At 67.4% G+C, this 23,772-nt stretch carries 23 protein-coding genes; 8 read left to right on the top strand and 15 right to left on the bottom strand.

Features of this window, described 5'->3' with window-relative positions; all coding sequences use genetic code 11:
- The first annotated feature begins 32 nt into the window (after positions 1-32).
- The 3 genes from Pph01_RS04740 to Pph01_RS04730 all read left to right on the top strand — a co-directional run bounded on the left by Pph01_RS04740 (position 33) and on the right by Pph01_RS04730 (position 3,324).
- Entirely contained in the window at positions 33-1,013 is a 981-nt protein-coding gene (locus tag Pph01_RS04740; protein WP_204071674.1) for a ferritin family protein, read from the top strand.
- A gap of 512 nt (positions 1,014-1,525) precedes the next feature.
- Entirely contained in the window at positions 1,526-2,515 is a 990-nt protein-coding gene (locus Pph01_RS04735; RefSeq protein ID WP_204071673.1) for a DUF1259 domain-containing protein, read from the top strand.
- A gap of 206 nt (positions 2,516-2,721) precedes the next feature.
- A complete protein-coding gene (locus tag Pph01_RS04730; protein ID WP_204071672.1) occupies positions 2,722-3,324 on the top strand; it encodes a DUF305 domain-containing protein in 603 nt (200 codons plus the stop codon).
- Between the two features lie 99 nt (positions 3,325-3,423).
- Here the strand turns inward: Pph01_RS04730 and Pph01_RS04725 are convergent, their stop codons facing one another.
- The 4 genes from Pph01_RS04725 to Pph01_RS04710 form a co-directional block, all read right to left on the bottom strand.
- Positions 3,424-4,017 (bottom strand): HD domain-containing protein, encoded by a 594-nt coding sequence (locus Pph01_RS04725; RefSeq protein ID WP_204071671.1) that lies wholly within the window; start codon positions 4,015-4,017, stop codon positions 3,424-3,426.
- 286 nt (positions 4,018-4,303) lie between these two features.
- The gene (locus tag Pph01_RS04720) at positions 4,304-7,030 is read right to left on the bottom strand and encodes a beta-N-acetylhexosaminidase (RefSeq protein WP_204071670.1); all 2,727 of its coding nucleotides are present in this window, start codon (positions 7,028-7,030) and stop codon (positions 4,304-4,306) included.
- Positions 7,031-7,654: 624 nt separating this feature from the next.
- Positions 7,655-8,833: an anhydro-N-acetylmuramic acid kinase gene (locus Pph01_RS04715; protein WP_239116433.1), complete on the bottom strand. Its 1,179-nt coding sequence runs from the start codon at positions 8,831-8,833 to the stop codon at positions 7,655-7,657.
- A 440-nt stretch (positions 8,834-9,273) separates the two neighbouring features.
- Positions 9,274-9,876: a DUF3885 domain-containing protein gene (locus tag Pph01_RS04710; RefSeq protein ID WP_204071668.1), complete on the bottom strand. Its 603-nt coding sequence runs from the start codon at positions 9,874-9,876 to the stop codon at positions 9,274-9,276.
- 87 nt (positions 9,877-9,963) lie between these two features.
- On the opposite strand from Pph01_RS04710, the gene Pph01_RS04705 reads away from it, so the two are divergent.
- Positions 9,964-10,398 (top strand): DUF5958 family protein, encoded by a 435-nt coding sequence (locus tag Pph01_RS04705; RefSeq protein ID WP_204071667.1) that lies wholly within the window; start codon positions 9,964-9,966, stop codon positions 10,396-10,398.
- A 68-nt stretch (positions 10,399-10,466) separates the two neighbouring features.
- Here Pph01_RS04705 and Pph01_RS04700 read toward each other — a convergent pair whose 3' ends face one another.
- Together Pph01_RS04700 and Pph01_RS04695 are read right to left on the bottom strand one after the other, a co-directional pair.
- Positions 10,467-11,048 carry a hypothetical protein gene (locus tag Pph01_RS04700; RefSeq protein ID WP_204071666.1) on the bottom strand — a complete coding sequence of 194 codons (582 nt, stop codon included), beginning with the start codon at positions 11,046-11,048 and terminating at the stop codon, positions 10,467-10,469.
- On the bottom strand, positions 11,030-11,368 hold the full coding sequence (locus Pph01_RS04695; protein ID WP_204071665.1) for a PadR family transcriptional regulator: 339 nt from the start codon (positions 11,366-11,368) through the stop codon (positions 11,030-11,032). Before Pph01_RS04695 ends, Pph01_RS04700 begins: the two co-directional genes overlap by 19 nt.
- Before the next feature lie 87 nt (positions 11,369-11,455).
- On the opposite strand from Pph01_RS04695, the gene Pph01_RS04690 reads away from it, so the two are divergent.
- Positions 11,456-11,962, top strand: a complete 507-nt coding sequence (locus Pph01_RS04690) for a DUF2306 domain-containing protein (protein WP_204071664.1) — start codon at positions 11,456-11,458, stop codon at positions 11,960-11,962.
- A 59-nt stretch (positions 11,963-12,021) separates the two neighbouring features.
- On the opposite strand, the gene Pph01_RS04685 is transcribed toward Pph01_RS04690, so the two are convergent.
- The 9 genes from Pph01_RS04685 to Pph01_RS04645 form a co-directional block, all read right to left on the bottom strand.
- Positions 12,022-13,245 (bottom strand): Dyp-type peroxidase, encoded by a 1,224-nt coding sequence (locus tag Pph01_RS04685; RefSeq protein WP_204071663.1) that lies wholly within the window; start codon positions 13,243-13,245, stop codon positions 12,022-12,024.
- Positions 13,242-13,715: a copper chaperone PCu(A)C gene (locus tag Pph01_RS04680; RefSeq protein WP_204071662.1), complete on the bottom strand. Its 474-nt coding sequence runs from the start codon at positions 13,713-13,715 to the stop codon at positions 13,242-13,244. Before Pph01_RS04680 ends, Pph01_RS04685 begins: the two co-directional genes overlap by 4 nt.
- Positions 13,712-14,422, bottom strand: coding sequence for an SCO family protein (locus tag Pph01_RS04675; protein ID WP_204071661.1), 711 nt, complete (start codon positions 14,420-14,422; stop codon positions 13,712-13,714). The genes Pph01_RS04680 and Pph01_RS04675 overlap by 4 nt, the downstream gene beginning before the upstream one ends.
- Before the next feature lie 64 nt (positions 14,423-14,486).
- Positions 14,487-15,173, bottom strand: a complete 687-nt coding sequence (locus Pph01_RS04670; protein ID WP_204071660.1) for a hypothetical protein — start codon at positions 15,171-15,173, stop codon at positions 14,487-14,489.
- 143 nt (positions 15,174-15,316) lie between these two features.
- Positions 15,317-16,114, bottom strand: a complete 798-nt coding sequence (locus tag Pph01_RS04665) for an amino acid ABC transporter ATP-binding protein (protein WP_204071659.1) — start codon at positions 16,112-16,114, stop codon at positions 15,317-15,319.
- The gene (locus Pph01_RS04660; protein WP_204071658.1) at positions 16,111-16,758 is read right to left on the bottom strand and encodes an amino acid ABC transporter permease; all 648 of its coding nucleotides are present in this window, start codon (positions 16,756-16,758) and stop codon (positions 16,111-16,113) included. Before Pph01_RS04660 ends, Pph01_RS04665 begins: the two co-directional genes overlap by 4 nt.
- A 26-nt stretch (positions 16,759-16,784) precedes the next feature.
- Positions 16,785-17,489, bottom strand: coding sequence for a transporter substrate-binding domain-containing protein (locus tag Pph01_RS04655; protein WP_204071657.1), 705 nt, complete (start codon positions 17,487-17,489; stop codon positions 16,785-16,787).
- A 286-nt stretch (positions 17,490-17,775) separates the two neighbouring features.
- Positions 17,776-18,933, bottom strand: a complete 1,158-nt coding sequence (locus tag Pph01_RS04650) for a cation diffusion facilitator family transporter (protein ID WP_204071656.1) — start codon at positions 18,931-18,933, stop codon at positions 17,776-17,778.
- A 27-nt stretch (positions 18,934-18,960) separates the two neighbouring features.
- Positions 18,961-19,365: an ArsR/SmtB family transcription factor gene (locus Pph01_RS04645; protein ID WP_204071655.1), complete on the bottom strand. Its 405-nt coding sequence runs from the start codon at positions 19,363-19,365 to the stop codon at positions 18,961-18,963.
- A 371-nt stretch (positions 19,366-19,736) separates the two neighbouring features.
- Here Pph01_RS04645 and Pph01_RS04640 point away from each other — a divergent pair, with 371 nt between their 5' ends.
- The 3 genes from Pph01_RS04640 to Pph01_RS04630 all read left to right on the top strand — a co-directional run bounded on the left by Pph01_RS04640 (position 19,737) and on the right by Pph01_RS04630 (position 23,686).
- Positions 19,737-20,780, top strand: a complete 1,044-nt coding sequence (locus Pph01_RS04640) for a PLP-dependent cysteine synthase family protein (RefSeq protein WP_275412795.1) — start codon at positions 19,737-19,739, stop codon at positions 20,778-20,780.
- Complete coding sequence (locus Pph01_RS04635) at positions 20,777-22,024, top strand: MDR family MFS transporter (protein WP_204071653.1); 1,248 nt, start codon at positions 20,777-20,779, stop codon at positions 22,022-22,024. Before Pph01_RS04640 ends, Pph01_RS04635 begins: the two co-directional genes overlap by 4 nt.
- Before the next feature lie 141 nt (positions 22,025-22,165).
- Complete coding sequence (locus Pph01_RS04630) at positions 22,166-23,686, top strand: CehA/McbA family metallohydrolase domain-containing protein (RefSeq protein WP_239116432.1); 1,521 nt, start codon at positions 22,166-22,168, stop codon at positions 23,684-23,686.
- Positions 23,687-23,772 lie beyond the last annotated feature (86 nt).

Genomic DNA, 23,772 nt, shown 5'->3' with positions numbered 1-23,772 from the left:
GACCGCGGAGCACGCCGATTCCGGGGGGTCGCATGGAAACCCGAGGTCTCATCTGGTGGAAGGCCGGCCTTGCCGCTCTGGGCACGGCCGCGTTCGTCGTCGTGCCGGCGGGTGCCGCCATGGCGTCGGCGAAGGCCGGGCCGGGCGACATGGATCCGTCGACGCGGGTCGACATGAAGGACGCGATGGAGAACGAGGCGCTGGCCCATGCCACATACCGCGCCTACGCGGCACAGGCCGACAGGGAACGGCTCCCACAGGTGCGGGACCTGTTCGAGCGGACGGCCGACAGCGAGCTCCATGGGCTCGCCGCCAGGGACGCCGAGCAGCTGGGTCTCATCGGGGACAACGCCGCCAACCTGCGCGACAGCACCGGCGGTGAGACCTACGAGGCGAGGACGATGTACAAGCGGTTCGCCGCCGAGGCGGAGAAGGAGAACGAACCGAAGGCGGCGGCGCTGTTCAGCGAGATCGGCAACGACGAGGCGTCGCACCGCGTCAGGTTCTCGCGGGCCGAGGAGGCCGTCGCCAACCCGTCCGCTGGGATGACCGTCCCCACGGACGTCATGGCCAAGCCGGCGACCATCCGGGCGGGAGCCCCTGAGGTGTCCTCTGCGGGGACGCTGCGGAATCTGCGGACCGCGATGCGCGGCGAGGCCGTCGCGCACGCCAAGTACGCCCTGTACGCCGAACGCGCCAGGGAGACCGGCCAGCCGAGCCTCGCTCAGCTGTTCGACCGCACCGCGCGGGTCGAACGTGACGAGCACTTCGCCGAGCAGGCGAGCCTCGCGGGTCTCGTCCGCGACACCAGGACGAACCTGCGCCACGCGATCACCGAGGAGCGTCGCGCGGGCGACGAGATGTATCCGGGGTACGCGCGGAAGGCGACGGAGATGGGAGACACGACGGCGTCGGGGCTCTTCATGGACTCCGCACGCGGCAAGCTCGCCCAGGCGCGGGCTTTCAGTGAGGCTCTGTCGGCGCTCGAAACCCGGGCCGGCGAGGCGACCTGACCGTCGCTCCGGCGAGGGAGAACGTACGGTTCTCCCTCGCCGGAGCTTGGCATGCCGTTCGCGGACGGCGACCTCTCCAGCGTCGGAGGGCCGTCGTCCGCGCGGCTGATCCGCACTCGGGCTGCATCGGCCTCGATGGCGATCTCCACGCCGCGATACCGGAGAGCCGTGTGGGATGCCTGTCTAGTAGCCGTGTGATCCGAACCCGTCCGTCTAGTGCCAGTGCCGGTGGCCGATCACGACAGGGTGGGCGCCGAGCCGGGCACCGAAACGACGCCATTCGGCACCGCAGCGCAACGCGGCAATCCCCGATTGCCGGTCGGGGATCAGTAGGCGACAAACCTGCTCCCATCGATGAGATGGGTCGCTCTTCCTCATAGCCCGAGTCCCCTGAGGCGTGGGCCGCTCTCTGTCCCATCGTGTCCCTATTTCACCGGAGTATCCACAGTTGCCCTTTGCGTCGGTTCGGGTACAAGAGCAGCGATCTGGCTCTGACGTTGATTGGAGTCGGGATGATCACGGTGAAGGTGACGACCTTGGTGTCGCTGACGGTTCTGGCGGCGGTGGGCACCGGCTGCGCCCTCACCGAACGCGATGCGCACATCTCCTACACCATTGCCCACGCCCGCGATGGCGGCGATCCCGGCGCCGATCCGTCACCGACAGGCGACGAGGCCGGATGGGACGAGGTGGCACGCGCCCTGGGACGGCCCGGGAAGTTGTCCTCCGACAAAAAGGTCTTTCGCGTATCGTTGCCGCGCTCGGATCTGAAGGTCACCTCCTACGGGGTGGACATCAAGCCCGGACTCGCCCTGGGCGGCTACGCCGCGTTCACCCGCTTCCCGGACGGCGACGTCTTGATGATGGGCGACCTGGTGGTCACCGAACCGGAGCTGCAGAAGGTCACCGATGTTCTGCAGCAGCACGGCATCGACCAGACCGCCCTCCACAAGCACCTGCTGTCGCACCAGCCGGAGGTGTGGTGGACGCACGTCCACGCGATGGGCCGCGACGCCACGGCCATCGCCCGATCGGTCCGCGCCGCCCTGGACGCCACCGCCACCCCGGCCGCTCCTCCGGCACCGTCAAGTCCTGCTCCGGCCCTGGACATCGACACCGCCGCGATCGACCGCGCCATGGGAACCAAGGGCACCAACGACGGCGGCATCTACAAGTTCACCTTCAAACGCACCGCGCCGGTCACCGAGCACGGTCGCGTCATCCCTCCCGGCATGGGAGTGACCACCGCACTCAACTTCCAGCCCACAGGCGGCGGCAGAGCCGCCGTCAACGGGGACTTCGTCATGACCGCCGACGAGATCCAACGCATCATCAAAGCCCTGCGCGGCGGCGGCATCGACATCGTCGAGATCCACAACCACACGCTGCGCGAACAGCCCCGCCTGTTCTACATGCACTTCTGGGCCGACGACGACGCCGTCAAGCTCGCCGAGACCCTGCACAAAGCCGTCACCGAACAATCCGTCACTTCAGCATCGTGAGACGACCTCGAACGGCCCGCTCTCGGGCACAGAGCCAAGCGCCACCGGGACGCGTCCATCCACGAACTCCCGGCGCCTCATCGACTGTCCGCGGCGAGTGTCGCTCGGGCTTGCTCACAGTCCAGGGCTTGCGCGACCTGTCACCCTGCTTGCATCCACGTGGCGGGTGCCGCCGACAGCAGATCACAAGCACGGAGGTTTCCTGAATGAAACGCCTCGTCATTCCTTCGGCCGCGCTGGCTGTAGGAGGGCTGCTGATCACGGACAGCGCCTCCACGAGCACCGCTTTCCACACGCCGTCCACGTCAACCATGTCGGCCATGTCTTCGGCTGCGGCCGTGATCCCCGCAGCCGACCACAACGACGCCGACGTCAGGTTCAGCCAGATGATGATCCCGCACCACCGCCAGGCGGTGGACATGGCGGGGCTGGCTGACACACGTGCTTCACGCCCGCAGGTCAAGGACCTGGCCAAACGGATCGAAGCGGCGCAGGGACCGGAGATCCAGACCATGAGCGGTTGGCTGAGGAGCTGGGGCATGCAGGTGCCCAGCCCGGGCGCCATGACGATGGACCATGGCAATCCCGGCATGATGTCCGAGCACGCCATGAAGAAACTGGAAGGGCTCTCGGGCGCTGCCTTCGACAAGGCGTTCCTGGAAATGATGATCCAGCATCACGAGGGCGCCATCGCGATGGCCGAGGACGAGCAGCGCGACGGCGCCTATGAACCGGCCAAGCAGTTGGCCGGATCGATCATCTCCAGTCAGTCGGCGGAGATCACAACAATGAAGGAACTCCTGAGATAGGAGTCCGACGGGTTCCGAGCCGCACGAATCAGAGGTCCCAGGTGATGGCGAGTCGGAGGCGACTGCCGCGAACCGGTGACGGCGACAGGCTGAGCGGACTCAGGCCTCGAGCTCGCGCCAGGCCTGCCGCCAGGTTGCGAACCAGTCGGCGAACCACGGCTCGCGCTGGGCGAGCGGAAGGATGAAGTCGAGCGTCTCGCGGTGGTACCGGCGCTGGAAGTCCTCCGGCATGCGGTGCAACTCCTGCACGTTGCTGACCCGGTCGGACAGCTTCACCAGCACGGCCTCGTCCGGCGCCGACGCCAGAGAGCGAAGGTAGGCCCGCTTCACCTCGCGCTTGTCGCCTCCGGCCGGGGTCTGCGGCTTGGTCACCCAGCCGACCAGTTCGGCCACCCGCTCGCCGAACCGGTCGGCGATCGCGGAGATCGGGCAGGGCGTGTCCTCCACAACGTCGTGCAGAGCAAGCGCGACCAGCACGTCGCGGTCCACGATCCCCGCTCCGGCCACCGCCGTCTCCAGTGCCTCCACCAGGTGGGCCACGTACGGATCGCCCGTCGGCCGGAGCTGATCGCCGTGCTGCTCGGCGGCGAACGCGAGAGCCGTACGGACCTCGTGGAAGGTCTCCTGCGGCAGCAACTCGGCCAGGGCGGACTCGGCGCCCTGAGCGGTCCTCCAGCTGGTGAACGTCCTCATTCCGCCCCTTCTCCCCATCGCCGCACGCGTCGATCAAATCACGTGATCTCACGGCCATCGACCGCATTTCGCCTGTCGCGTGGGTCAGTTCCTGCTCGCACTCAAACGATCAAGCGCGAGTAAGGCGCTGTCTGGAACGCCCGGAAACCGAAGGGCGACATGTCGGGTCTGCGGCTGCCCGTGCCTGACCGGTCACGGCGGCCCTCCCGCATTCGTGAGATGGGGAGGGCCGCCGCGACCAACGTTCACCTGCCGGGCTTAACACCCGACCGGTCATTTCGTCCGTCTACAGCCCGGCGCACTGCCCCGACTTCGGACCGGACACGGTGTTGGGCCGGCCGCCGTTGCTCGGCGCAGGGGAGTTCCCCGCGCACGACAGTGGCCCGCCGATGTGGTTACCGGCGACGATCGTCGTCGCCGTGTTGTTCTGCAGGACGAGAGGGCCGCCGACCGTCGAGCCGTCGATCGTCACCTGACCCGTCGTGCCGGTGACCGTCACCGGGCCCTTGACCGTCGCCGGCGCGCAGTCCCCATTGTCGTTGCCGAGCCAGACCCGCGCCCCACCGTTCAGAGCGGCCGGTCCGGACACTGTCGTACCGCACAGCACAACGTTGCTCGCCCCGGACGCCGTCAGTGGCCCGCGCACTTCGGACCCGGACGCGTAAAGCCCGGCACCTGCACGCACGGTCAGGGGCCCGCTGATCGTCGCGTCATAGAGGCACGTGACACCAGAGGTGACGGTCAACGGTCCGGACTGGGTCCCGGTGATCGTCTTCGTGCAGGCCGGGAGGCCGGTCGCTGTGAACGGCACGACCCGGGTCTGGTCCTGATAACTGTAGGTGACGGTTCCGTGGTACACCTGGTCCGCCGGATAGGTGTGGCTCCCGCTGACCGACACAAGGCTTCTGCCCTGCCGTTGGCTCGCCACGTAATCGCGTCCGGCGACGGCGGCCGGCTCCGTCGGGGATCCGTCGCCCCAATCGATGACGGACGTGAACGCACCGAGCGGAATCGAGCCGGCGGCCAGACGCGCCAGGGGCGCGTTGCTCAGGGTCCTGTCCTCACCGAAACGGGAGACCGTCCCCATCCCCGCCGTGTCCCAGGTGACCTGGGAGATGGAGCCGTAGTTCACGTTCGCGAACGCCCACCGGGGTCCGGCCGCGCTGAGCCGCTGCCGGTACGCGTCGTAGTCCTGGGAGAGCACCTTGGGGGACCAGGCCTTTTCGAGGATTCCGGCCATCCGCGGGAAGACCATGTACTCGTTCGTGGCCAGCCCACGCATCTGCTCGCCCCAGATGGGCGCCTCGATGCCGAGGATGTCCTCCGCCTTCGGCCCGCCGTAGGCGGGTTGAGCCCACACCGACCGGTACTTCTCGTACACCCACTCCGGGTCCCACGAGTAGGACTTGAGAAGTTCCGTGGCAGGCGTCCTGCCGGGGGACCCGTCATACGCGAAGTCGAGATAGGCATTCCATTCCGGGGTCACGATGACGTCCCGGCCCTGGTTGAACCACTCGGGCTTGATGAGAGCGGGCCCACCGCCGGTGTAGTCGGACCAGTAGTGGTTGATGGAGGTGGAACCCGGTGCGTACCCTTCCAGCGCCGGATTCCAGCCCATCATCCGCTTGCCGTTGTCGTTGACGATGATCTCCATCTGTCGGATCCACCACTTGTAGTCCTCGTGGGGCATCCCGATGGCCTCGTCCCCGCCGATGTGGACGATGGGTGCGGGAGAGATCGCGGCAAGCTGCGCGATCGCGTCCTTCCAGAACGCGAGGGCCCGTGCACTGGCCGGGTCATTCGGGTTGGTGCAGAACCGGTCGGTCTGGGTCTGGCCTTGGCAACCCATGACGGCGCGGCCGCCCAGGGCCGTGACCGCCGCCGTGGCATGGGCCGGGCCCTCCAGTTCGGGGACGACCTCGATGAACCGGTCGGCCGCGTACTTGATCAAGCCCTTGAAGTCCTCTTGCGTGTAGAAACCCGCGATGCAGTTCGCTCCGTTGCACCCGGTGCCGTTCAGTGCCGGGTAGCCCTTGATCTCAAGGCGCCAGGACTGGCTGTCGCTCAGGTGCAGGTGCAGTCGGTCGCCCTTCAACGCCGCCAGTTGGTCGATCATGGACCGTACTTCGGCCACCGTCAGGAAGTTACGGGCGGGGTCGAGCTGGAGACCTCGGTGCGCATATCGCGGGTAGTCCATAACCGTTATGGGCTGCGCCGTCCATGGCCCCACGCCGACGGAAGGCGAGTAGCTCGCCGCCGGCAACAACTGCCGAAGGCTCTGGAAGCCGTTGAACAGGCCGTGCGCCTCCGGGGCCACGACCTTGACGCCCGCACTCGACACTGAGAGCGAGTAACCTTCGGCCGCGGCGACCTCGTTGCCCTGTGGTAGGCCGGGCACCGGCGCGAGGGTGAGGACGATGTCGGCGGCGGTGGCGGAACCTGTCACCACGGGGAGTTCGTACCCGGTGGCCGGCCGCAGGGAGCCCGCGAGAACCTCGGCTGTGGCAGCGAGGCCACTGTCGGAGACCACGATCCGGGATTTGGCGGTGAGCTGCCACGGCTGACCGGTGCCGGGCGTCTGCCGCACCGGCACGGGAATGATCTGACCCACGACGGGTGCCGGCTTGGGGCCGGACCACACCTCGAACTCGTTGATCGTGTACCCGGTCGTGGAATTCGTGGCCAGGGCCTGCATCCGGACGCAGGAGATCGGGTCCTTGCGATCGATGACCTGGGAATCCTTGTCGCTCGGATTCACCACGTGGGCGACCGTCGACCACGTCTGACAGTCGGCGTCCGTGGCGACCTGCAGGTCGTACTCCGTCGGCTTGGCCGGCGACGTCCAGAGGCTGTACACCTCGTAGACCGGGGCGGGCTCGGCCAGCTTGACCTGGAACCAGTCCTGCGTCGGGTCATAGCCGTTCCCGACCGACGCGTAGTTCGAGGTCCAGCCGTTGTGGACGAAGACGTCGGTGGCGTTGGCGGGCGCGTACGTCGCAGCGGGCGCGGTCATGCGTTGAGACTTGGCGGAGGCGACCACACCCGGCAGGAGGGCGAGATTGACGCTCTCGGCCGTGGTGCTCGTCGAATCCGGGAGAGGAACGATCTGGGGTGATGCCGGCGCGCTCGACGCCGTGTCGGCCTGTGCGGCGTTCGCCATGACACCGGTGAGGGATGTGGCGAGGAGCGCACCGATTGTCAAAGCAGAGACCGCGCGAGCCCGAGGTCGTCGGCTTCCGCCACGGCCCCTTCTCTGTTCGCGCTTCGCCGATAGGAACGAGATCTTCACGTCACTCCTTAAATCGGGTACTGCATACCTCCAGCACGGGCCGCGTGCGGGCATTGGTTGGACATGTCCGGCGACTCGTTGGGCGCTGCAGTGTCCGTGCAGCTTCCTGATGTGGTGGTGGGGGAGTTCACGCGGCCAGGAGACCGACCGTCCCGGCGATCTTCTTGCTCATCTCGATTACCGCCTTGCTATTGGGGGGTGGCTGGTCTATACCGGTTGGCGGCCTTGGGTGGCGGATAGATCCCTTATGTAGGGATCTCAGGCTGTTAGGGTAAACAGAAGTTAAAGTTTTGGTCTATACCGCCATGTATCGGATTCGCAACAACGGTGACTGTTGCCGCAGCCGGTCTATACCGGGGGGCCGGCGACGCGTAGCAGCCGCGGTGGTACGGTCGCCGGCTTCGGCAGGCTCAGCGGACGGCGGCCCGGCGTGACGCAGCCCAGCGGCGTGGCATGACGCGCCCCGGTGCAGGAGGGCACCTGACCGGGCAGCCCGTGCACGGTCAGGAAACCGAGCACCGCGAAGGCCAGGGCCTCCTTCGCGGCGGACGGCACCCCCAGGTCGTCGCTGGACAGCAGCCGTACTCCCGGCAGCTCCTCTCCGATCACCCGCATCATCTCCGGGTTACGGGCGCCGCCGCCGGACACGACGAGCTCGGTGACGCCATGGGCCCGGCAGGCGTCCGCGACGGTCACCGCGGTCAGCCGGGTGAGCGTGGCCAGGACGTCGTCAGGGTTCGCCACGGGCCGCGCTTCCAGCGCCTCGAGCAGGTACGGCAGGTGGAAGTGCTCCTTGCCGGTGCTCTTGGGCGCGGACCTGCGGTAGTACGGATCGTCGAGCAGCCAGGCCAGCAGGCCCTGATCCACCCGGCCCGCGGCCGCGCCGCGACCGTCCTCGTCGTGGTCGCGGGCGCCGCCGGTGAGGTGCCCTACGGCCGCGTCGACCAGCGCGTTGGCCGGGCCGGTGTCGAAGGCGACCGGGTCGGCGTCCGGCGGGACGACGGTGACGTTGGCGATGCCGCCGAGGTTGAGGGCCGCGGGGACGCCGTCCCGGGCCCGAAGCAGCAGCGTGTCGAGCATGCTCACCAGCGGCGCGCCCTGCCCGCCGGCCGCGACGTCCCGGCCGCGCAGGTCGGAGACGACGGGCAGCCCGGTCGCCTCGGCGATCCAGGCGGGCTGCCCGAGTTGCAGGGTGCCCCGGACGGCACCGTCCTCGACCCAGTGGAACACGGTCTGCCCGTGCGAGACCACCAGGTCGGCGGCGCCCCCACAGAGCTCGTCGACGGCGCGGACGGCCGCGTCCGCGAACGACCGGCCGATGCCGGTGTTGAGCCGGCATACGTCTGCGGCGGTCGTCGTCGCCGGAGGCAGCACGGCGGCGATCCGCGTCCGCAGCTCCTGCGGATAGGGAAGGCTGAATGCCCCCATCGGGCGCATCACCAGCTCGTCACCCAGGAGAGTCAGCTCGGCCGCCGCGGCGTCGATCGCGTCGTACGACGTGCCCGACATCAGCCCGATCACGCGCACGGTTCCTCCCGGCGCCGGCATGGGCGGGCCCCGCATGGCGACGTACGCATGGCTCCTCCGGTCGGTGCTCAGCGCCTGGCCATGCCGGCGGCGCCGGTCTCGTCGAGTACGGCGAACTTCGTCGCCGGCGCCGGTGGAACAGGCTCAGCGCGCCTCCCATGACCAGCGTGACGACCACCCCGAGGTGCCGGGTCGGCCATCACTCACTCGACGAAGGAGACCGTCACCACGGCTCGGCGATCTCCTACCCCCACGTTCTGGGGATCAAGGGTCGCAGGTTCAAATCATGTCCCGACGCAGCTCAGAGGGCTGATTCCGATTGATCGGGTCGGCGTTTTCGGCGGCTTGGGGGACCAGGATCATTCTGTGTCCGGCCTCATGGTGCTGCTTGATCGGTGGTCAAGCAGTGATGGCATCGGTTGTCCGTGATTCATACGTCCTTAGAGACCTGATGAGTGTGTGGACAGCCAGGCTCGGTGCCGGTTCTTGAGAGCATCGCGTTCGGCAGTCGTGGGCAGGATGACGTCGGCGCCGCCGTCGTACGGGTGATACAGCCAGCGGAGGTCGGGAGGGCTAAGGATCACGCTGTAGATTTCGTCGTCAGCGACCGCTCGCAATGCGACATCGATGATGCCGGGGCGCCATGGTCGTGTCTCGGCGTAGAGCTGCGTGTAGATGCGGAACTCGGGGTCGTCGTCTGGCCTTTCGATGAGGGTCTGCCAGTGCTGTGCTGCCGGTGCGACTTCTGATCTCCTGGGCCACTTCGGTGGTGTGGGTGCCGGAGTGTCCGTCCAGTCGGCCGTGATGACCAGGAGGTCTGGGCTCGGATTGAGTTCGGCCAGCACGGTGTAGTGGCGGTCGAGCACGATGGCGTATTCCGCCTCGCTGTCCGGGTAACGCTTGGACTCCGGGAGGCTGTGAAACCTGATCCAACGGTCCGGATAGTGACCGCGAAGCCAGTGGGCGATGGGCGGGCACTCGGGCCACTGCCGCTCCCAGAGCCGGCTCAGTGCTTGCGGATCAAGGGAACCATTGGGGAGCATCGTGCCGTTCTATCCGATGGCCTGGTGGACGGCCAAATGGCCCGTTAATGGTGAAGCCGCCAGGCTGGTCGTCAGGGCGGGGGAGCTGTGCGGGAGTATGTGGTCATCCTGAACGAGTTGGCTCAGGCTCTTCGTCCGATGTCGTGGGGCGTCAGCTGGTTCGAGGAGCTGGCGTCTGAGGAGCAGTTCGCTGTCCTGCGCGATCTGGCTGCGTTCTCCACTCAGGCTGGAGCCACTGCGGAGGATGGGCCAGAGAGTGTCTTCCTGGCGGGGATACGGCCCACCCATACTCCGGCGGTACTGATCACACGAGGGCGGCTGCCTGAGCAGTTGGCGAAGATCATCAATCTGCCGCTGGGTGAGCGGGTAAAGGCGTTTCGGTTACTGATTGCGCTTCTTGCTGTCGCAGACCAGCGCCGGCGGGAGCGCTACTGCAAGGACGGGTGCAGTCATACCTGGCACCAGTTAGGGGACCAGCGCATATGGAAACAGCCACCGCCTGATCATCACGGGACTGCGTGAGCCCCACGGCGGATGGGCACGAGAGGCCTACGGCCAGCAGAACGGTTGGCTCGAGGTCGGCAGCACGGTCACGGGCGGCTGATCAGCGCCGGTGCGGCTCGCACCACGAGCAAGATCCTTACCAGGCTGGCCACCAGAGCTATGAGGAGCAGCACGGACGGTGGCGGGAGGAGTGCGGCGACCGTCCCGAGTATGGATGAGTCGAGGATGACGACGCTTCCCGCGCCGCCCAGGGCCGCCAGCCGTACGGCCTGGTAATGGCGTCGTTCCCGGACGGCGACGACCAGCATGAGCACGGCCGTGCTGAGCGCGAGGCCGAAGGCCAGGCGTGCCGACAGCGGAATGGACCAGGCCCAGGTGTGACCGGTGACGAGCGCCGCTCCCCAGGTCAGCCCGACGAGGGGTCCGATGGCGAGGAGCCGGATCGCGGTTCCCCTGCCAGGGGACAGACGGATGAACGCGGTGGCGATCGTGTCGGCGTCGCCGAAGTCCGCCAGCGCCGCCCTGGCCGCCGAGTCGCGGTCGCCGAGCCGCTCCAACTGGTCTTCGTAGGATGTCGTGAGCCCGTCGGCGAGTTCCTCGACCACAGACGAGGGAAGCCGCTCGGCGAGCATCTGAAGGTGCCGTTCGATCAGTTCGTGGCCGGCCACGGCGAACCCCCTAAAGCGGTGGAGATCGCGGCGGCGAACTCCTGCCAGTGGTCACGCGCTCCGGCGAGGGAACGTCGCCCTTCGTCGGTCAGTTCATAGGTGCGCCGCCTACGTCCGCCGACGACCGACCAGCTTCCACTGATCAGGCCCGCTTGCTCCAGGCGGTGCAGCGCCGGATAAACGGTGCCCGTCGGGAGGTCGAACTTGCCGCCCGTGGTGTCGCGCAGGGCCTCTTTGACCGCGTACCCGTGACGTGGTCCGTCTTCCAGCGCGGCGAGCAGGAGTCCGTCCAGGTGGCCCTTGAGCGCTTCGGCTCTCATAGGTAGTAACGCTACATCTGCTCTTTTCGGCGGCCAAGGCTTGGAGTAGCGTCGCTATAGGTAGTAACGCTACGCATGGGAGGTGTCGTGGACGACATCGACATCTTGGGCACGCCGATTCCGAATGCGGGACCGGTGTTCTTCGCCGCGCTCGCCATCCATGTCCTCGCGGGGCTCACCTGCGTGGCGGGTGGCGCGACGGCCGCCTTGACTCGCAAGGGGAGCCCGACGCACATGCGGTTCGGTCGTGCCTACTTTTGGGGTCTGGTGGTCGTCTACGGCACGTTGACCGTGATGTCGGCGATCCGGTGGAGAGAGAACGTCCATCTGTTCGTCATCGGCACGCTGGCGTTCGCCGCAGGGCTGACCGGCTACCTGAACCGCCGGCATCGACCGGCCGTCCACATTCTCGGGATGGGGATGTCCTACGTGCTGCTCCTCACAGGGTTCTACGTGGACAACGGGCCGCACCTGCCCTTGTGGGATCGGCTTCCCGCTGTCGCCTTCTGGGTGCTGCCGTCGCTGATCGGTCTTCCTCTGATCGCACGCGCACTGACCCGCAGACACCGCCAGGCCGCATCAGCTCAGACGTGATGGAGCACGAGCGTGCGCATATGACACTGCGGATCTTCTTGGGGCGTTTGCCGACGTGGTCACAGAGCTTCCAACAGGCCCTGCCCGAGGTAACCGTGGGGGTCGATTCCAGGCGGCACCGCGAATAGGCCACTCGACTCGTGCACGAGGAAACGGCTGAGCTCGTCGGCCATCGCGAGGCGCTGCTGGATCCTGGTGAACCCGTCACGAGGGTCGCGTTGGAAGGCGAGGAACAACAGGCCGGCGTCGGGTGTGCCGTCGGCTCGATAGCCGTCGAAGTAGGAGAACCCCTTTCTGAGGATCGTCGCGCCTGTGTTGGATGCGGGGGAGGCCTGCCGTACATGTGCGCCGGGGCCGATGGCGAGCCCTCCGTCCGGCATCTGCTTGGCGAGATCGAGCGGGGTGAACTCGGTGCCGCCGGAAAGCGGGGCTCCGGTGTCCTTGCGCCGTCCGATGACCTGCTCCTGCCGCTCGCGGGACAGGGTGTCCCAGGAGTCGAGCAACATCCGGATGCGGCGGAACACCAGATAGCTGCCGCCGCGCATCCAGGCCGGGCCGGCGCCGGCGAAGACGTGTGCCTCGAATTCCGGGTCGCCCGGACGGGGGTTGCCGGTGCCGTCGATCTGTCCCATGAGGTTGCGGGGAGTGGCTCCTCGTTCCACGGTGACCCCGTCCGTGGCGTTGAAGCCGCTCATCTGCCAGCGCACGGCTGCCGTTCCGCGTGCCGTACGGCTGAGCGCCCGCAGGGCGTGGGCGGCGACGACGGCGTCGTCGGCGGTGATCAGCACGCCGATGTCGCCGTTACTTCGCAACTCGTCCAGATGATCCCGGGGAAACGACGGGATCGGGGCGAGCTCGGCCGGCACGGCTGAGCCGAGCTTGCGCAGCAGCGAGGCGCCGAAGCCGACCGTGATCGTCAGAGAGGAGGGTCCGTGGCCGAGTGCCATGGCGTCGTCGCCCGCGACCGGCTCACCCGACGTCATCAGCCGGGCGTCGCGGGTCCAGGTGCGCAGCAGTGTCTCCAGTTGACGGGGGGTGACGCCGGAGGCCACGTCGAAGGCGGCGAACCACCCGTGTGCGGCGGGTGGGGCGAGGATGCCCGCCTGGTGGGCGCCGTCGAAGGGGATGCGTCGCCCGCCGACCTCGCGGGCCCGTTCCCCGCCGAGGACCGAGGCCGCGGCGTCGCCGCCCACCGCTCCGGCGACGGCCGCGATGCCGGCCGCCGTGGTCGCCGCCAGGACGCCGCGCCGGGTGAACCGGCGCGGCGTGTTCGGAGGAGTCATCGGCTCTGCGGCCGGTAGCCCACCGGCATGACGGGGGCGGTCACGGTGATCTGGCCGACTTTCGCGAAGCTGAACGTGAGCGTGACGTGGTCGCCCTGTTTGAGCGCCCGCGCCGGGGACTCGATCATGACGTGGTAACGGCCTGGGCTGAAGACGAAGATCCCGTGCGCGGGCACGGTCACCGAGCCGAGCATCGTCATGGTGGTGCCGGTGCTCTCGTGCAGCATCGACATGTCGGACACGTCGGTGTGGACTCCGGTGAGCACGGCCGGGGTGTTCCCCGAGTTGGTGATCGTGAAGTAGGCGGCGGCGACGTCCGGCGAGGCCGGTTGCGGCACGTATGCCTGTGTCACGTGCAGATCGGAGATCTTCGTCCCGTCGGCGTGCCCCGTCGACACCCAGGTGATCACTCCGGCGATGGCGGCCACGATGACGCCCAGGACGATCAGAGGTGTGCGTGATCTGGTCATGACGACCCTCCCGGGGTGGCGAGGGTGACCCGTCCGAGCAGTTTGTGCAGGTCCGCCGTGTAGTCGGCCGACGATGTGCCCGAAGTGAAGATCAGGCGGGCCTGGTGGGCGCCATCGAAGGCGATGACCTGCGCGCCGTGCGTCACCTCGTAGTCGCCACTCTTGGACGTGGGCTGATCGAGGGCGATCCCCACCGACTTCGCCGCGGACCGGATCGTGGGATAGTCGCCGGTCAGTCCGACGAAGGAGGTGTCGAAGGACGCGAGCCAGGCTTTGATGACCTCTGGAGTGTCCCGGTCGGGGTCGGTGGTGATGAAGACGACCGAGATCTTGTCCCGGTCGGACGCCGGCAGTTCCCTCAGCGCGGAGGCGAGGTCGGCCATCGTGGTGGGGCAGATGTCGGGGCAGTGGGTGTAGCCGAAGTAGACCAGGGTGAGCCTGCCTGCCGTTTCCTGCCGCAGGTCGAACGGCTCGCCGGAGGTGTCGGTCAGCGTCACGTCGGGTTCGGGGAGCGGTTGTCGCAGCCAGGTCCCGTGGAACTCGGGGGAGGGGCCGAGCAGTCGCACGGGGGCGGTGCTCCCGCCGGAGGAGTCGGCGCAGGCGGTGAGGCCGCCGACTAAGAGCAACGAGGTGAGCGCGGCCGCGGCCCACCGTAGAGAAGTGCGGGTCCTGCATCCACCGCCGGCGGTGGATGGCGAAAACATCATGGTCAGTCCTGATTCGGCGTCGACATGGGCGAACACGACCAGGCCGATCGGTCGCCCGCCGGAATCAGGAGGCCATGGAGACCCCCGGATCGAGGCGTGCGCGGATCAGCCGTGATCGGATGACGTGGTCACGGGCATGCGCGGCCGACGGTGGGCCACGCCTCGCCAGCGTGTGCCGGAGCAGAGCCGCGGGCGGAGCGGCGTCGTCCTGGCCGATCGGCCGTATGGACGCCGGGCCGGCGGTGAGCGGTCTCACCTGGACGAGGGCCAGGAGCCATCCGAGGTGCGAGGAGAGGATCCCCGAGAGCGCACGAAGGGTCCGCCACAACGCACGCTCGCCCACGGCGAGCCAGACGGCGACGAACGCCCCTGCCAGGGCGTGAGCCGCGAACATCATCGGCGTCGACATGCCGCCATGGGTGACGGCCATCGATTCCATGTGACCGGGCATCATGAGGGGGGCATCGCCGAGCCGGACGACGTCAGGCGACGTCCCCGAGGGGGTCGTCCAGCTGAACCACATGTGCAGATAAAGCTGGATAGTCTCCACTCCGCCGAGGATCCAGCCGAGCGAACGTTCCCGGCCCGCCAGCCGGTATCCGATCGTCACGACCAGACCGAGCGCGACGCCGACCGACCAGGCGGGCACCGGGCGCGGTGCCATGAGATCGTGGCCTGCCTGGGACAGCCCGACGCACACCACGGCGAACAGCCCGGCGCGCATCAGTCGGAACCATCCAGGCGGGCGCATGCCCCTCCATCTTTGCTCTACGTTGTGTAGAGCAAAGCCTATAGCCCACCCTTCTCGGCCTCTCGGCCGCAGGGTTGTGCCCGCCTCGAGAAGGTCCTCATCACCGGGTCGCCACCAGGGGGCATCGGATCACGCCATGGCGCTCAGCTGGCCTCCTCCAGTTCGGGGTGGGGACCACTGTCGGACATCAGGCGCAGGAACGATCGGATGCGGGTGTTGGCGGGATTGCTGAAGAACACGCTCGGGCTCTGCTCTTCGAGGATGTAGCCCTTGTCCATGAACACGACCCTGTTGGCCACTTCCCGCGCGAAGGCGATCTCGTGAGTGACGATCACCATCGTCATCCCGTGGGCCGCGAGGTTCTTGATGGCCTGGAGGACCTCCGCGCGCAGCTCGGGGTCGAGGGCTGAGGTGGGTTCGTCGAAGAGGATCACCTCGGGTTCCATCGCGAGCGCCCTGGCTATCGCGACTCTCTGCTTCTGACCACCCGACAACCGGGCGGGGTGTTCGTCGCGCTTGTCGGTGAGCCCGACCCGGGCCAGAAGACGTTCGCCGACCTCTATGGCGTAGGACCGTGGTAGCCGCCGAACGTGGATCGGACCCTCGATGACGTTCTGGAGAGCCGTCATGTGCGGGAACAGGTTGAACTGTTGGAACACCATCGCGGTGCGGACCCGGATGTCGCGGATCAACCGCCTCCGGCCACGGCTTTGACGCGGGCCTGAGCAGCTCACGGTGCGCCCTCGGACGGTGATGCTTCCCGCGTCGGGCTCCTCGAGGAGGTTCAGACAGCGCAACAGGGTGGTCTTGCCGGATCCGGACGGACCCATGATCACGACTACTTCGCCGCTGCGGACGGTCAGGTCCACGCTCTTCAGCACCTCGAGGTCGCCGAAGCGTTTGTGCAGCCCCTGCGCGTGAATCGCCACGTCGTCTGTCATGCGTATGCCCTTCCCATCCTTCGTTCGAGGACTTCCTGCCCGACGGACAGGACTGAATTGATGAGCCAGTAGACGGCGCCGGCCACGACGAAGGCCTCCACATACCGGAAGGTCGAACTGCCGACGCTTTCGGCGACGCGGGTGAGCTCGACGACGGTGACCACGGAGGCGAGGGAGGTGTCCTTCATCAGAGCGATGAACCGGTTGCCGATCGCCGGGGTGGCGATGCGCAACGCCTGCGGGAAGACGACTCTTCTGAGTGTCCGGCTGTAGGTCATGCCCATCGAGCCGGCCGCCTCCCACTGACCCTTCTCTACGGCGAGGATGCCGCCGCGGAAGTTCTCACTGAGGTACGCCGCCGAGTACAGCGTGAAGGTGAGGATGGCCGACGGCACAGGCGACATCTGGATCCCGAGCTGGGGGAGCCCGAAGTACACCAGCATGATCTGGATGAGGAGCGGGGTCCCGCGGAACACCGAGACGTAGACGATCGCCAGTGCCTTGAGCAGGGTGAATCGGGAGATCCTCGCCAGCGCGATGAGCCCGCCCAGCCCGAAGCCGAGGACGAACGAGGTCACCCCGAGGAAGATCGTGATGGCCATGCCCTTCAGCAGGATGGGCACGGATTGTGCGAGCAGGTCCATGAGGTCCGGTCCTTTGCTGGGTGGGTTCAGGGATATCGGTTCGGCGGGACCTTGCGTAGTTCGGCGGCCATGTCGATGCCGTTCAGCCATCGGCGGGAGATCACCGACAACGTGCCGTCGGCGATCATCGCGTCGATCGCCTGGTCCACGGCCTGTTTGAAGGGCAGAGCGCCCTTCCGGAACGACATGCCGAGCACCTCCCGCTGCAGGGTCGGGCCCACGGGTTTCACCGGAAGGCCCTTCTGCTGGGCCAGATAGGCACCCAGGAACCGGGAGACCAAGGCGGCGTCGGCGCGTCCCTGGGCCAGATCGGTCAGGCCGAGCGTGGCGTTCTTGTACGTGCGGACGTCCGCGTCCGGGATGCCGGTGCGCGCGAAATCGGCCTGTGTGGTGCCCTCGGAGACCGCCACCTTCTTGCCGGCCAGGTCCTTGACGCCGGCGATCGCATCGTTGTCGTTCCGGACGAAGACGGAGACCTCGTTGACGGCGTAGGGGCGGGAGAAGTCGACCTGCTTCCGCCGCTGATCCGTGATCGTCTGCCCGGAGATCACGATGTCGAATCTGTCGGCCCGTATGCCGCCGACGAAGCTGGCGAAGTCGGATCCCACGAAGTCCACCTGGCCGATCTTCAGGCGCCTGGCCAGTTCGTTGGCGACGTCCGCGTCGTAGCCGATCGGATGGTCGCCACGGTCGAGGAAGTTCCAGGGAGGGTTGGCCTGCGTGAGAGCCACGCGAAGAGTCCCGGCGGTTCGAGCGCGTGCCAAGACGTCGTCGTCTCCGCTGGAACACGCGGTGCTCGTCAGCGGGAGCAAGACGAACATCAGCAGGGCACGCGCGGTCGCGACTCGGACGCGGCGACCGCAGCGTTCCGTCTCAGAGCCTTGCATCGCCGATGAAGCCCGCTCATCGACTCCGTTGAATCCACGGATTCTCACAGCCGGAGATCCGTCCATTAGTGCCCCCTCACCACTGCTGTGCACCGAATACGACGCTGATACGGCCAGGTCGGCCGGCGGCTCAGTCGTGTGGTGACAGGTAATGCGGGCCGTGCGGATCGGCGCAGTGGGCGATGTCGACGCAGCCGACGTCGCCTGTCACGCTGCGGGAGATCTGGTCCACCTGCAGAGTGGTGTGCATGATGCCGTACGAGTCGGCGAGAACCTTCTGCAGTGAACGCCGCACGGAGGTCACGTCTCCCTGAGGGTGGACGAACACGTGCGCGGACAGCGTGGAGTAGCCGGATGTCAGCTCCCACACGTGGAGATCGTGCACCTCGGAGACGTCCTGTTGCGTCGCCAGCCGTGCGCCGATCTCCGCGGGCACGAGCCCCGACGGCGCCGCCTGAAGGAAGATCCGGGCGGTGTCCCGCATGAGTCCGTGACCTGCCTTGAGCATGAGCGTCGCGACGATGAGAGTCGCGATCGCATCCGCGCGGACGAAGCCGGTCAGCACGACGATCAGGCCGGACACCGCGGTCGCGATGAACGCGTACAGGTCGTTGAGGATGTGCTGGAAAGCGCCTTCTACGTTGAGGCTGCTGCGGTCCGCCTTGCTCAGCAACCATGTCGCCCCGACGTTGACCACGATGCCCACCAGCGCGGTGACGAGCACCAACCCGCCTTCAACCTCGGCCGGCGAAATGAGGCGCCGAATCGCCTCGATGAGGAAGAAGACGCCCAGAGCCACAAGAGTCGCCCCGTTGAGCTGCGCCGAAAGGATCTCCGCCCTTTTGAAGCCGAAGGTGAAGATGCCGCGGGCCGGGCGGACGGCGAGCCTCATGGCAACCAGCGCGAACACGATCGAGGCCGAGTCGGTCAGCATGTGCCCGGCGTCGGAGATGAGTGCGAGCGACCGTGCGACGAATCCGACGACCAGTTCCCCGGCCATGAACGCGACGAGAAGGGCCAGCGCCGCGCACAGGTAGCGCCGGTCCGCGTCGGCGGAGATCGCGTGCCCATGCCCGTGCCCATGCCCGTGCCCATGACCGTGCCCGTGGCTGTGACCGTGCGATGGGGTGTCGGGTCGTTCGTCCGCGTGGTCGTGTGTGGACGCGTGCCGATGGCCGCTGCCGTGCTCCTCTTCCTCGCGGCCCTGCCCCTGCCCCTGCCCCTGCCCGTGGCCGTGTCCGTGCGGGGCGGCATGCAGGTCGGATCCATGCGGTTGTGAGATCGCCATGGTGAGTACTCCTCCTACGACTGCGGGCTAGTGGGCAGCACTGGAGTGCGCGACGGGCACGTGCGTGATGTGGGACAGCCCGAGATCCAGCAACATCCGGACGTGTGAGTCGTCGAGCCGGTAGTAGGCCAGGCGTCCCGATCGGCGTACTCGGACGACGTGGTGCGCACGGAGCAGGCGCAGCGCGTGCGAGACGGCCGACTCACGATGTCCCGACACCGCCGCGATGTCGCATACGCACATCTCGCCTCCTCTGAGCAGCGCGATGATCAGGCGCATCCTCGGTGGATCGGACAGCAGCCCAAAGATCTGGGCCAACTCCTCGATCGACTCCGGAGCAGGCATCGCCGCCAACGCCGAGGCGACACGCTCCGGGTCCACCAGGCGCGTCGACTCGGCATCCTGCCGAGCGACATCTGAACGCTTGCTCATATGTCGAATGTTAGGGACCGCTTTTCCTTTGCACTAGTACGCCGTTTGCTCTCAATCGAAATTTTGCAAATCGACTTGGCTGGCTTCGTCCTGTTTGTCGCGAACTTCAAGTTGAATACCGGCCGGACGGGATTCGAAGATCGAGGGTCACGACTCGCCTGCAGGGGAAGTGCGGAAATTTGGAGAATTCCACCTATTTATGACGTATTTCGTTGAGCCGTGTTCCTGCAGGAGATCGCGTCGATGAGTCGGGTGTCGGCATCGGTTCCTGCCTGTGCACGGACGGCAGCCCCCTATGAAATGCCCTCATATCCGGAAGATGCGAAATGACTATTCACGCCGGTTTCCCTCAGGCCAGGTCACCTGAGCGGGTGACTTCTTCGACGGCCGTCGTCGGCCACACACCCTCGATGTATGTCGATCAACCGTTCGTCCCGGCCGGAAGAGGCTTCTGGGCGAAGCTGGAGGGATTCAACCCGGGAGGAATCAAGGACCGAGCCGCGCTGCACGTGATCCACCAGGCCCGCACGCGCGGCGAGCTCCTGCCCGGCGGAATGATCGTCGAGTCGACCAGCGGGACGTTCGGGCTCGGGCTGGCGCGCGCGGGTGCGGTCTACAGGCACCCTGTCACCCTTGTCGCCGACGCCGGTCTGGAGCCCATCATGCGGCAGATGCTGCGGGCCTACGGCGCACGCGTGGAGATCGTCGAAAGCCCGCATCCTCATGGGGGCTGGCAGCAGGCGCGCCGCGACCGGGTAGCCGAGCTGATGTCACGCCTGCCAGGCGCGTACTGTCCCGACCAGTACAACAACCCGGATCTGGTCGAGGCGTACGCAGGACTCGCCCGCGAGCTGGCCGAGCAGTTTCCGCGCATAGACGTTCTGGTCTGCTCCGTGGGAACCGGCGCACACAGTTCGGGGATCCACCGTGTCCTGCGGCGACGCTTTCCCGGACTCCGGCTCGTCGGCGTCGACGCGGTGGGTTCGACCATCTTCGGTCAACCTCCCCGCGACCGCATCATGCGCGGGCTGGGCAGCAGCATCCACCCGCGCAATGTCGCCTACGACGCTTTCAGCGAGGTGCACTGGGTCAGCCCGGCCGAAGCCGTATGGGCATGCAGGCAACTCGCCGCGGGCCTCAACGTCTCCGGTGGCTGGAGCACCGGTGCGGTGGCGCTGGTGGCCCGGTGGCTGGCCGTGACTCTGAGCGCGGACCACGTCATCGTCGCGGTGTTCCCCGATGGCCCATGGCGTTACTGGAACACCGTCTACAGCGACGACTACTGCTCGACGCACGACCTGCTGGACGGAATGCCTGTGGACGGGCCGGACGAGATCGGTCACGCCGGCGAACGAGAGGTCACCCGCTGGACCCGCTGCCGAGTGGTCACCGACCCGCTGGAGCGGATCCGGTGATCGGCACGCTGCGAGCAGCAGGTTCGTTCAGTCCAGCGGCGCGGGTCCTGTTCGTGAACCAGCTCGGCATCAACATCGGCTTCTACATGCTCATGCCGTACCTCGCCGATCACCTGACCGCCCAGGCCGGCTTGGCGATCTGGGCGGCCGGGCTGGTCCTCGGGCTGCGCAACGTCAGCCAGCAGGGGATGTTCCTCATCGGCGGCACCATGGCCGACCGGCTCGGCTACCGGCCCCTCATCATGGCGGGGTGCGCTCTCCGGACCGTCGCGTTCGCGATGTTCGCCCTCTCGGTCGCCCTGCCGGCCATGATCACAGCCGCGGTGCTGACGGGATTCGCGGGAGCCCTGTTCAACCCCGCCGCCCGCGCCTACCTGGCCCACGAGGCAGGGGAGCGCAAGGTCGAGGCCTTCGCGCTTTTCAACGTCTTCTACCAGACCGGGATCCTCATCGGCCCGTTGATCGGCATCGCGCTGATCAACCTGGACTTCCGTGTCATGTGCCTGACCGCTGCCGCGGTCTTCGCGGCCCTCACCGCACTGCAATGGCGGCATCTGCCCCCACGAACCGGGGCCGCGGCCGGTTCGGGAGCGGTACTCGCCGACTGGCGCGAAGCACTCGGCAATCGCCCCTTTTCCCGCTTCGCCGTGACGATGTTCGCCTACTACGCCCTGTCGTATCAGATCTATCTCGGGCTGCCGCTGGAGGTACGGCGGCTCACAGGTAGTGAGGCAGGCGTTCCAGTTCTGTACGTGATCTCCGCCTTGCTGGGGATCTTCGCTCAGCTCCCCGTCACGACCTGGTGCGAGCGCAGATGGCAACCAGCCCAGGCCATGTCCGCCGGACTGGCACTGATGGGACTGTCGTTCGGACTGCTCATCCCCGCAGGTCGCCTGTCCGGCCCGGTCGGCATGGTTCTTGTCGTCGCGTGCGTCACCGTTCTCACGCTCGGGACACTGCTCGTCTTCCCGTTCGAGATGGCGACCATCGCGCGACTGGCCGGCGACCGATTGATCGGCACCTACTACGGCCTCTACAACCTGATCTCCGGGATCGGCATCCTCATCGGGAACCTGCTCGTCGGCCTCTCGCTCGACATCGCCAACGGAACAGGCTCGGACGGTCTGCCGTGGCTGCTCCTGGTGCTGGCCGGTCTGGGATCCGCGTACGGCATGCACCTGCTGCATCGCGGGGGCCGACTCACGGACCAGGCGCACGCCCAACCTTTGACGCACAAGCCCTGAGGCATCGCGGACCCGGTCGGCAGGCACAGCCATCTGGGTGATTTCAGCCTGCTGGAGTGGTTTGTTCCCGCCGTTCCCGATCTTTGTTCAGCCTACGTTCAGCGCACCCTCAGAGAGTTCTCAGGTCGATACCCACGACAGGTGAACGAGGGGCAACACATGCAGGGCAAGAAGAGCGAAGATTCCGAGCGGTCCGCGATTTCGCGGCGTCAGTTGGTCAAGTACGCGGGTGTGGGCGCCACGTTCGTCGCCGCGGCCCCGTTCGTGGGCGGTGGCACGGCGCAGGCGCACGACCGCGACGACGACAAGAACCAGGGCAAGGGCGACTCCCGCAACCGGGTGTGGCGCGCCGGCGACCACCACGTGCACTCCGAATACAGCGGCGAGTTCGACACCACCAAGAACCCCCCGGTGTTCCACAAGGGCGCGGACGCGGTCTACCCGATCGTCACCAACGCGATCATGGCCAAGTACTTCGGCCTCACCTGGGCGATGTGCACCGACCACGGTGGCCCGAACCACTCCAAGGTGAACCTCGAGCAGGCCTACCCCGACCTGCTGCGTTCGCGCGTGCTGGTTCCTGAGGTGCTGCAGTTCTGGGGCATGGAGTTCGACACCCCGGCTCTGGACCACCACACGCTGATGATCCCCCGCCACGACGACGAGGCGCAGCAGCTGTTCGAGCTGGAGAGCCGCTTCAACAAGTTCGACGCGTTCCCGACGGACCCGGCCCGCGACACCGAGGCCAAGTTCATCGAGTTCCTCAAGACCGCCAAGGGCATGCCGCACAAGCCGCTCGTGATCGCCCACCACGCCGCGCGGTCGGCCACGGGCCTGGGCGTCTACGGGCAGGACACCCCCCACGAGTTCCGCAACGGCAACAACGCGGCTCCGGAGATCTACGTCGGCTTCGAGGGCGCCCCCGGCCACCAGGCCGGCCCGCTCAACGGCGGCGCACGCGGCGGGTACGGCAACCACCCGACCTACGGCGGCTTCGACCAGATGACCGCCCGCGTCGGCGGCCTGTGGGACTCGCTGCTCGGCGAGGGCCGGCGCTGGTGGATCACCGCGACCTCGGACTCGCACGTCCACTGGACCCGCGGCGGATCCGACTTCTGGCCGGGCGAGTACAGCAAGACCTACGTGCACGCCAGGCAGGACTATGCCGACATCATGGACGGCCTGCGCAACGGCCGCATCTGGGTGACCACCGGCGACCTCATCACCAGCCTCGACGTCACGGCGAAGAGCCAGGGGCGCGACGCCGCCTCGGGTGAGACCCTCGTCGTGAGCCGCCGCAACCGCAGCGACGTCGAGATCGAGATCCGGTTCCGGCCGCTGCAGGGCAAGAACGGAAACGGCGACCGCCCGGAGGTCCGGCGCGTCGACCTCATCGTCGGCCAGGTCACCGGCCCGGCGGCCAACCTCGACTCCGACACCAACCCCACCACGAAGGTCGTGGCGCGGTTCGGTCCCCGCGACTGGCACAAGTCCGGCCAGGACTACGTCATCCGCCACACCCTGCGGAACGTGGAGACCGACCTGTACGCCCGCGTCCGCGGCACCAGCACCGACGAGGCCGAGCCGCTGGCCGACGGCAAGGAGAGCCCGTGGGACGACCTGTGGTTCTACTCCAACCCCGTCTTCGTCGAGGTCCGCTAGCCGTCTGACCAGGCTGGGCTTGCCTCTGGGTAGGCCCGGCCGTGGTCGCGGGACCAGCCGCGTAGCGGCCATGCCGAGCCCGGCCC

It is taken from the genome of Planotetraspora phitsanulokensis, from assembly GCF_016863295.1.
GTDB classification, from domain to species: Bacteria; Actinomycetota; Actinomycetes; order Streptosporangiales; family Streptosporangiaceae; genus Planotetraspora; species Planotetraspora phitsanulokensis.
The sequence above is the reverse complement of the archived record's forward strand: the minus strand, read 5'-3'. Positions and strand labels throughout refer to the sequence as shown.

Bases quoted from the DNA above. Each gene is read 5' to 3' on its own strand.
- Pph01_RS04675 (WP_204071661.1), bottom strand. From the start codon at position 14,422: ATGATGTTTTCGCCATCCACCGCCGGCGGTGGATGCAGGACCCGCACT.
- Pph01_RS04660 (WP_204071658.1), bottom strand. From the start codon at position 16,758: ATGGACCTGCTCGCACAATCCGTGCCCATCCTGCTGAAGGGCATGGCC.
- Pph01_RS04665 (WP_204071659.1), bottom strand. From the start codon at position 16,114: ATGACAGACGACGTGGCGATTCACGCGCAGGGGCTGCACAAACGCTTC.
- Pph01_RS04710 (WP_204071668.1), bottom strand. From the start codon at position 9,876: ATGCTCCCCAATGGTTCCCTTGATCCGCAAGCACTGAGCCGGCTCTGG.
- Pph01_RS04720 (WP_204071670.1), bottom strand. From the start codon at position 7,030: ATGACCGCGCCCGCTGCGACGTACGCGCCCGCCAACGCCACCGACGTC.
- Pph01_RS04725 (WP_204071671.1), bottom strand. From the start codon at position 4,017: ATGAGGACGTTCACCAGCTGGAGGACCGCTCAGGGCGCCGAGTCCGCC.
- Pph01_RS04685 (WP_204071663.1), bottom strand. From the start codon at position 13,245: ATGACTCCTCCGAACACGCCGCGCCGGTTCACCCGGCGCGGCGTCCTG.
- Pph01_RS04650 (WP_204071656.1), bottom strand. From the start codon at position 18,933: ATGGCGATCTCACAACCGCATGGATCCGACCTGCATGCCGCCCCGCAC.
- Pph01_RS04670 (WP_204071660.1), bottom strand. From the start codon at position 15,173: ATGCGCCCGCCTGGATGGTTCCGACTGATGCGCGCCGGGCTGTTCGCC.
- Pph01_RS04740 (WP_204071674.1), top strand. From the start codon at position 33: ATGGAAACCCGAGGTCTCATCTGGTGGAAGGCCGGCCTTGCCGCTCTG.
- Pph01_RS04645 (WP_204071655.1), bottom strand. From the start codon at position 19,365: ATGAGCAAGCGTTCAGATGTCGCTCGGCAGGATGCCGAGTCGACGCGC.
- Pph01_RS04680 (WP_204071662.1), bottom strand. From the start codon at position 13,715: ATGACCAGATCACGCACACCTCTGATCGTCCTGGGCGTCATCGTGGCC.
- Pph01_RS04695 (WP_204071665.1), bottom strand. From the start codon at position 11,368: ATGAGAGCCGAAGCGCTCAAGGGCCACCTGGACGGACTCCTGCTCGCC.
- Pph01_RS04730 (WP_204071672.1), top strand. From the start codon at position 2,722: ATGAAACGCCTCGTCATTCCTTCGGCCGCGCTGGCTGTAGGAGGGCTG.
- Pph01_RS04735 (WP_204071673.1), top strand. From the start codon at position 1,526: ATGATCACGGTGAAGGTGACGACCTTGGTGTCGCTGACGGTTCTGGCG.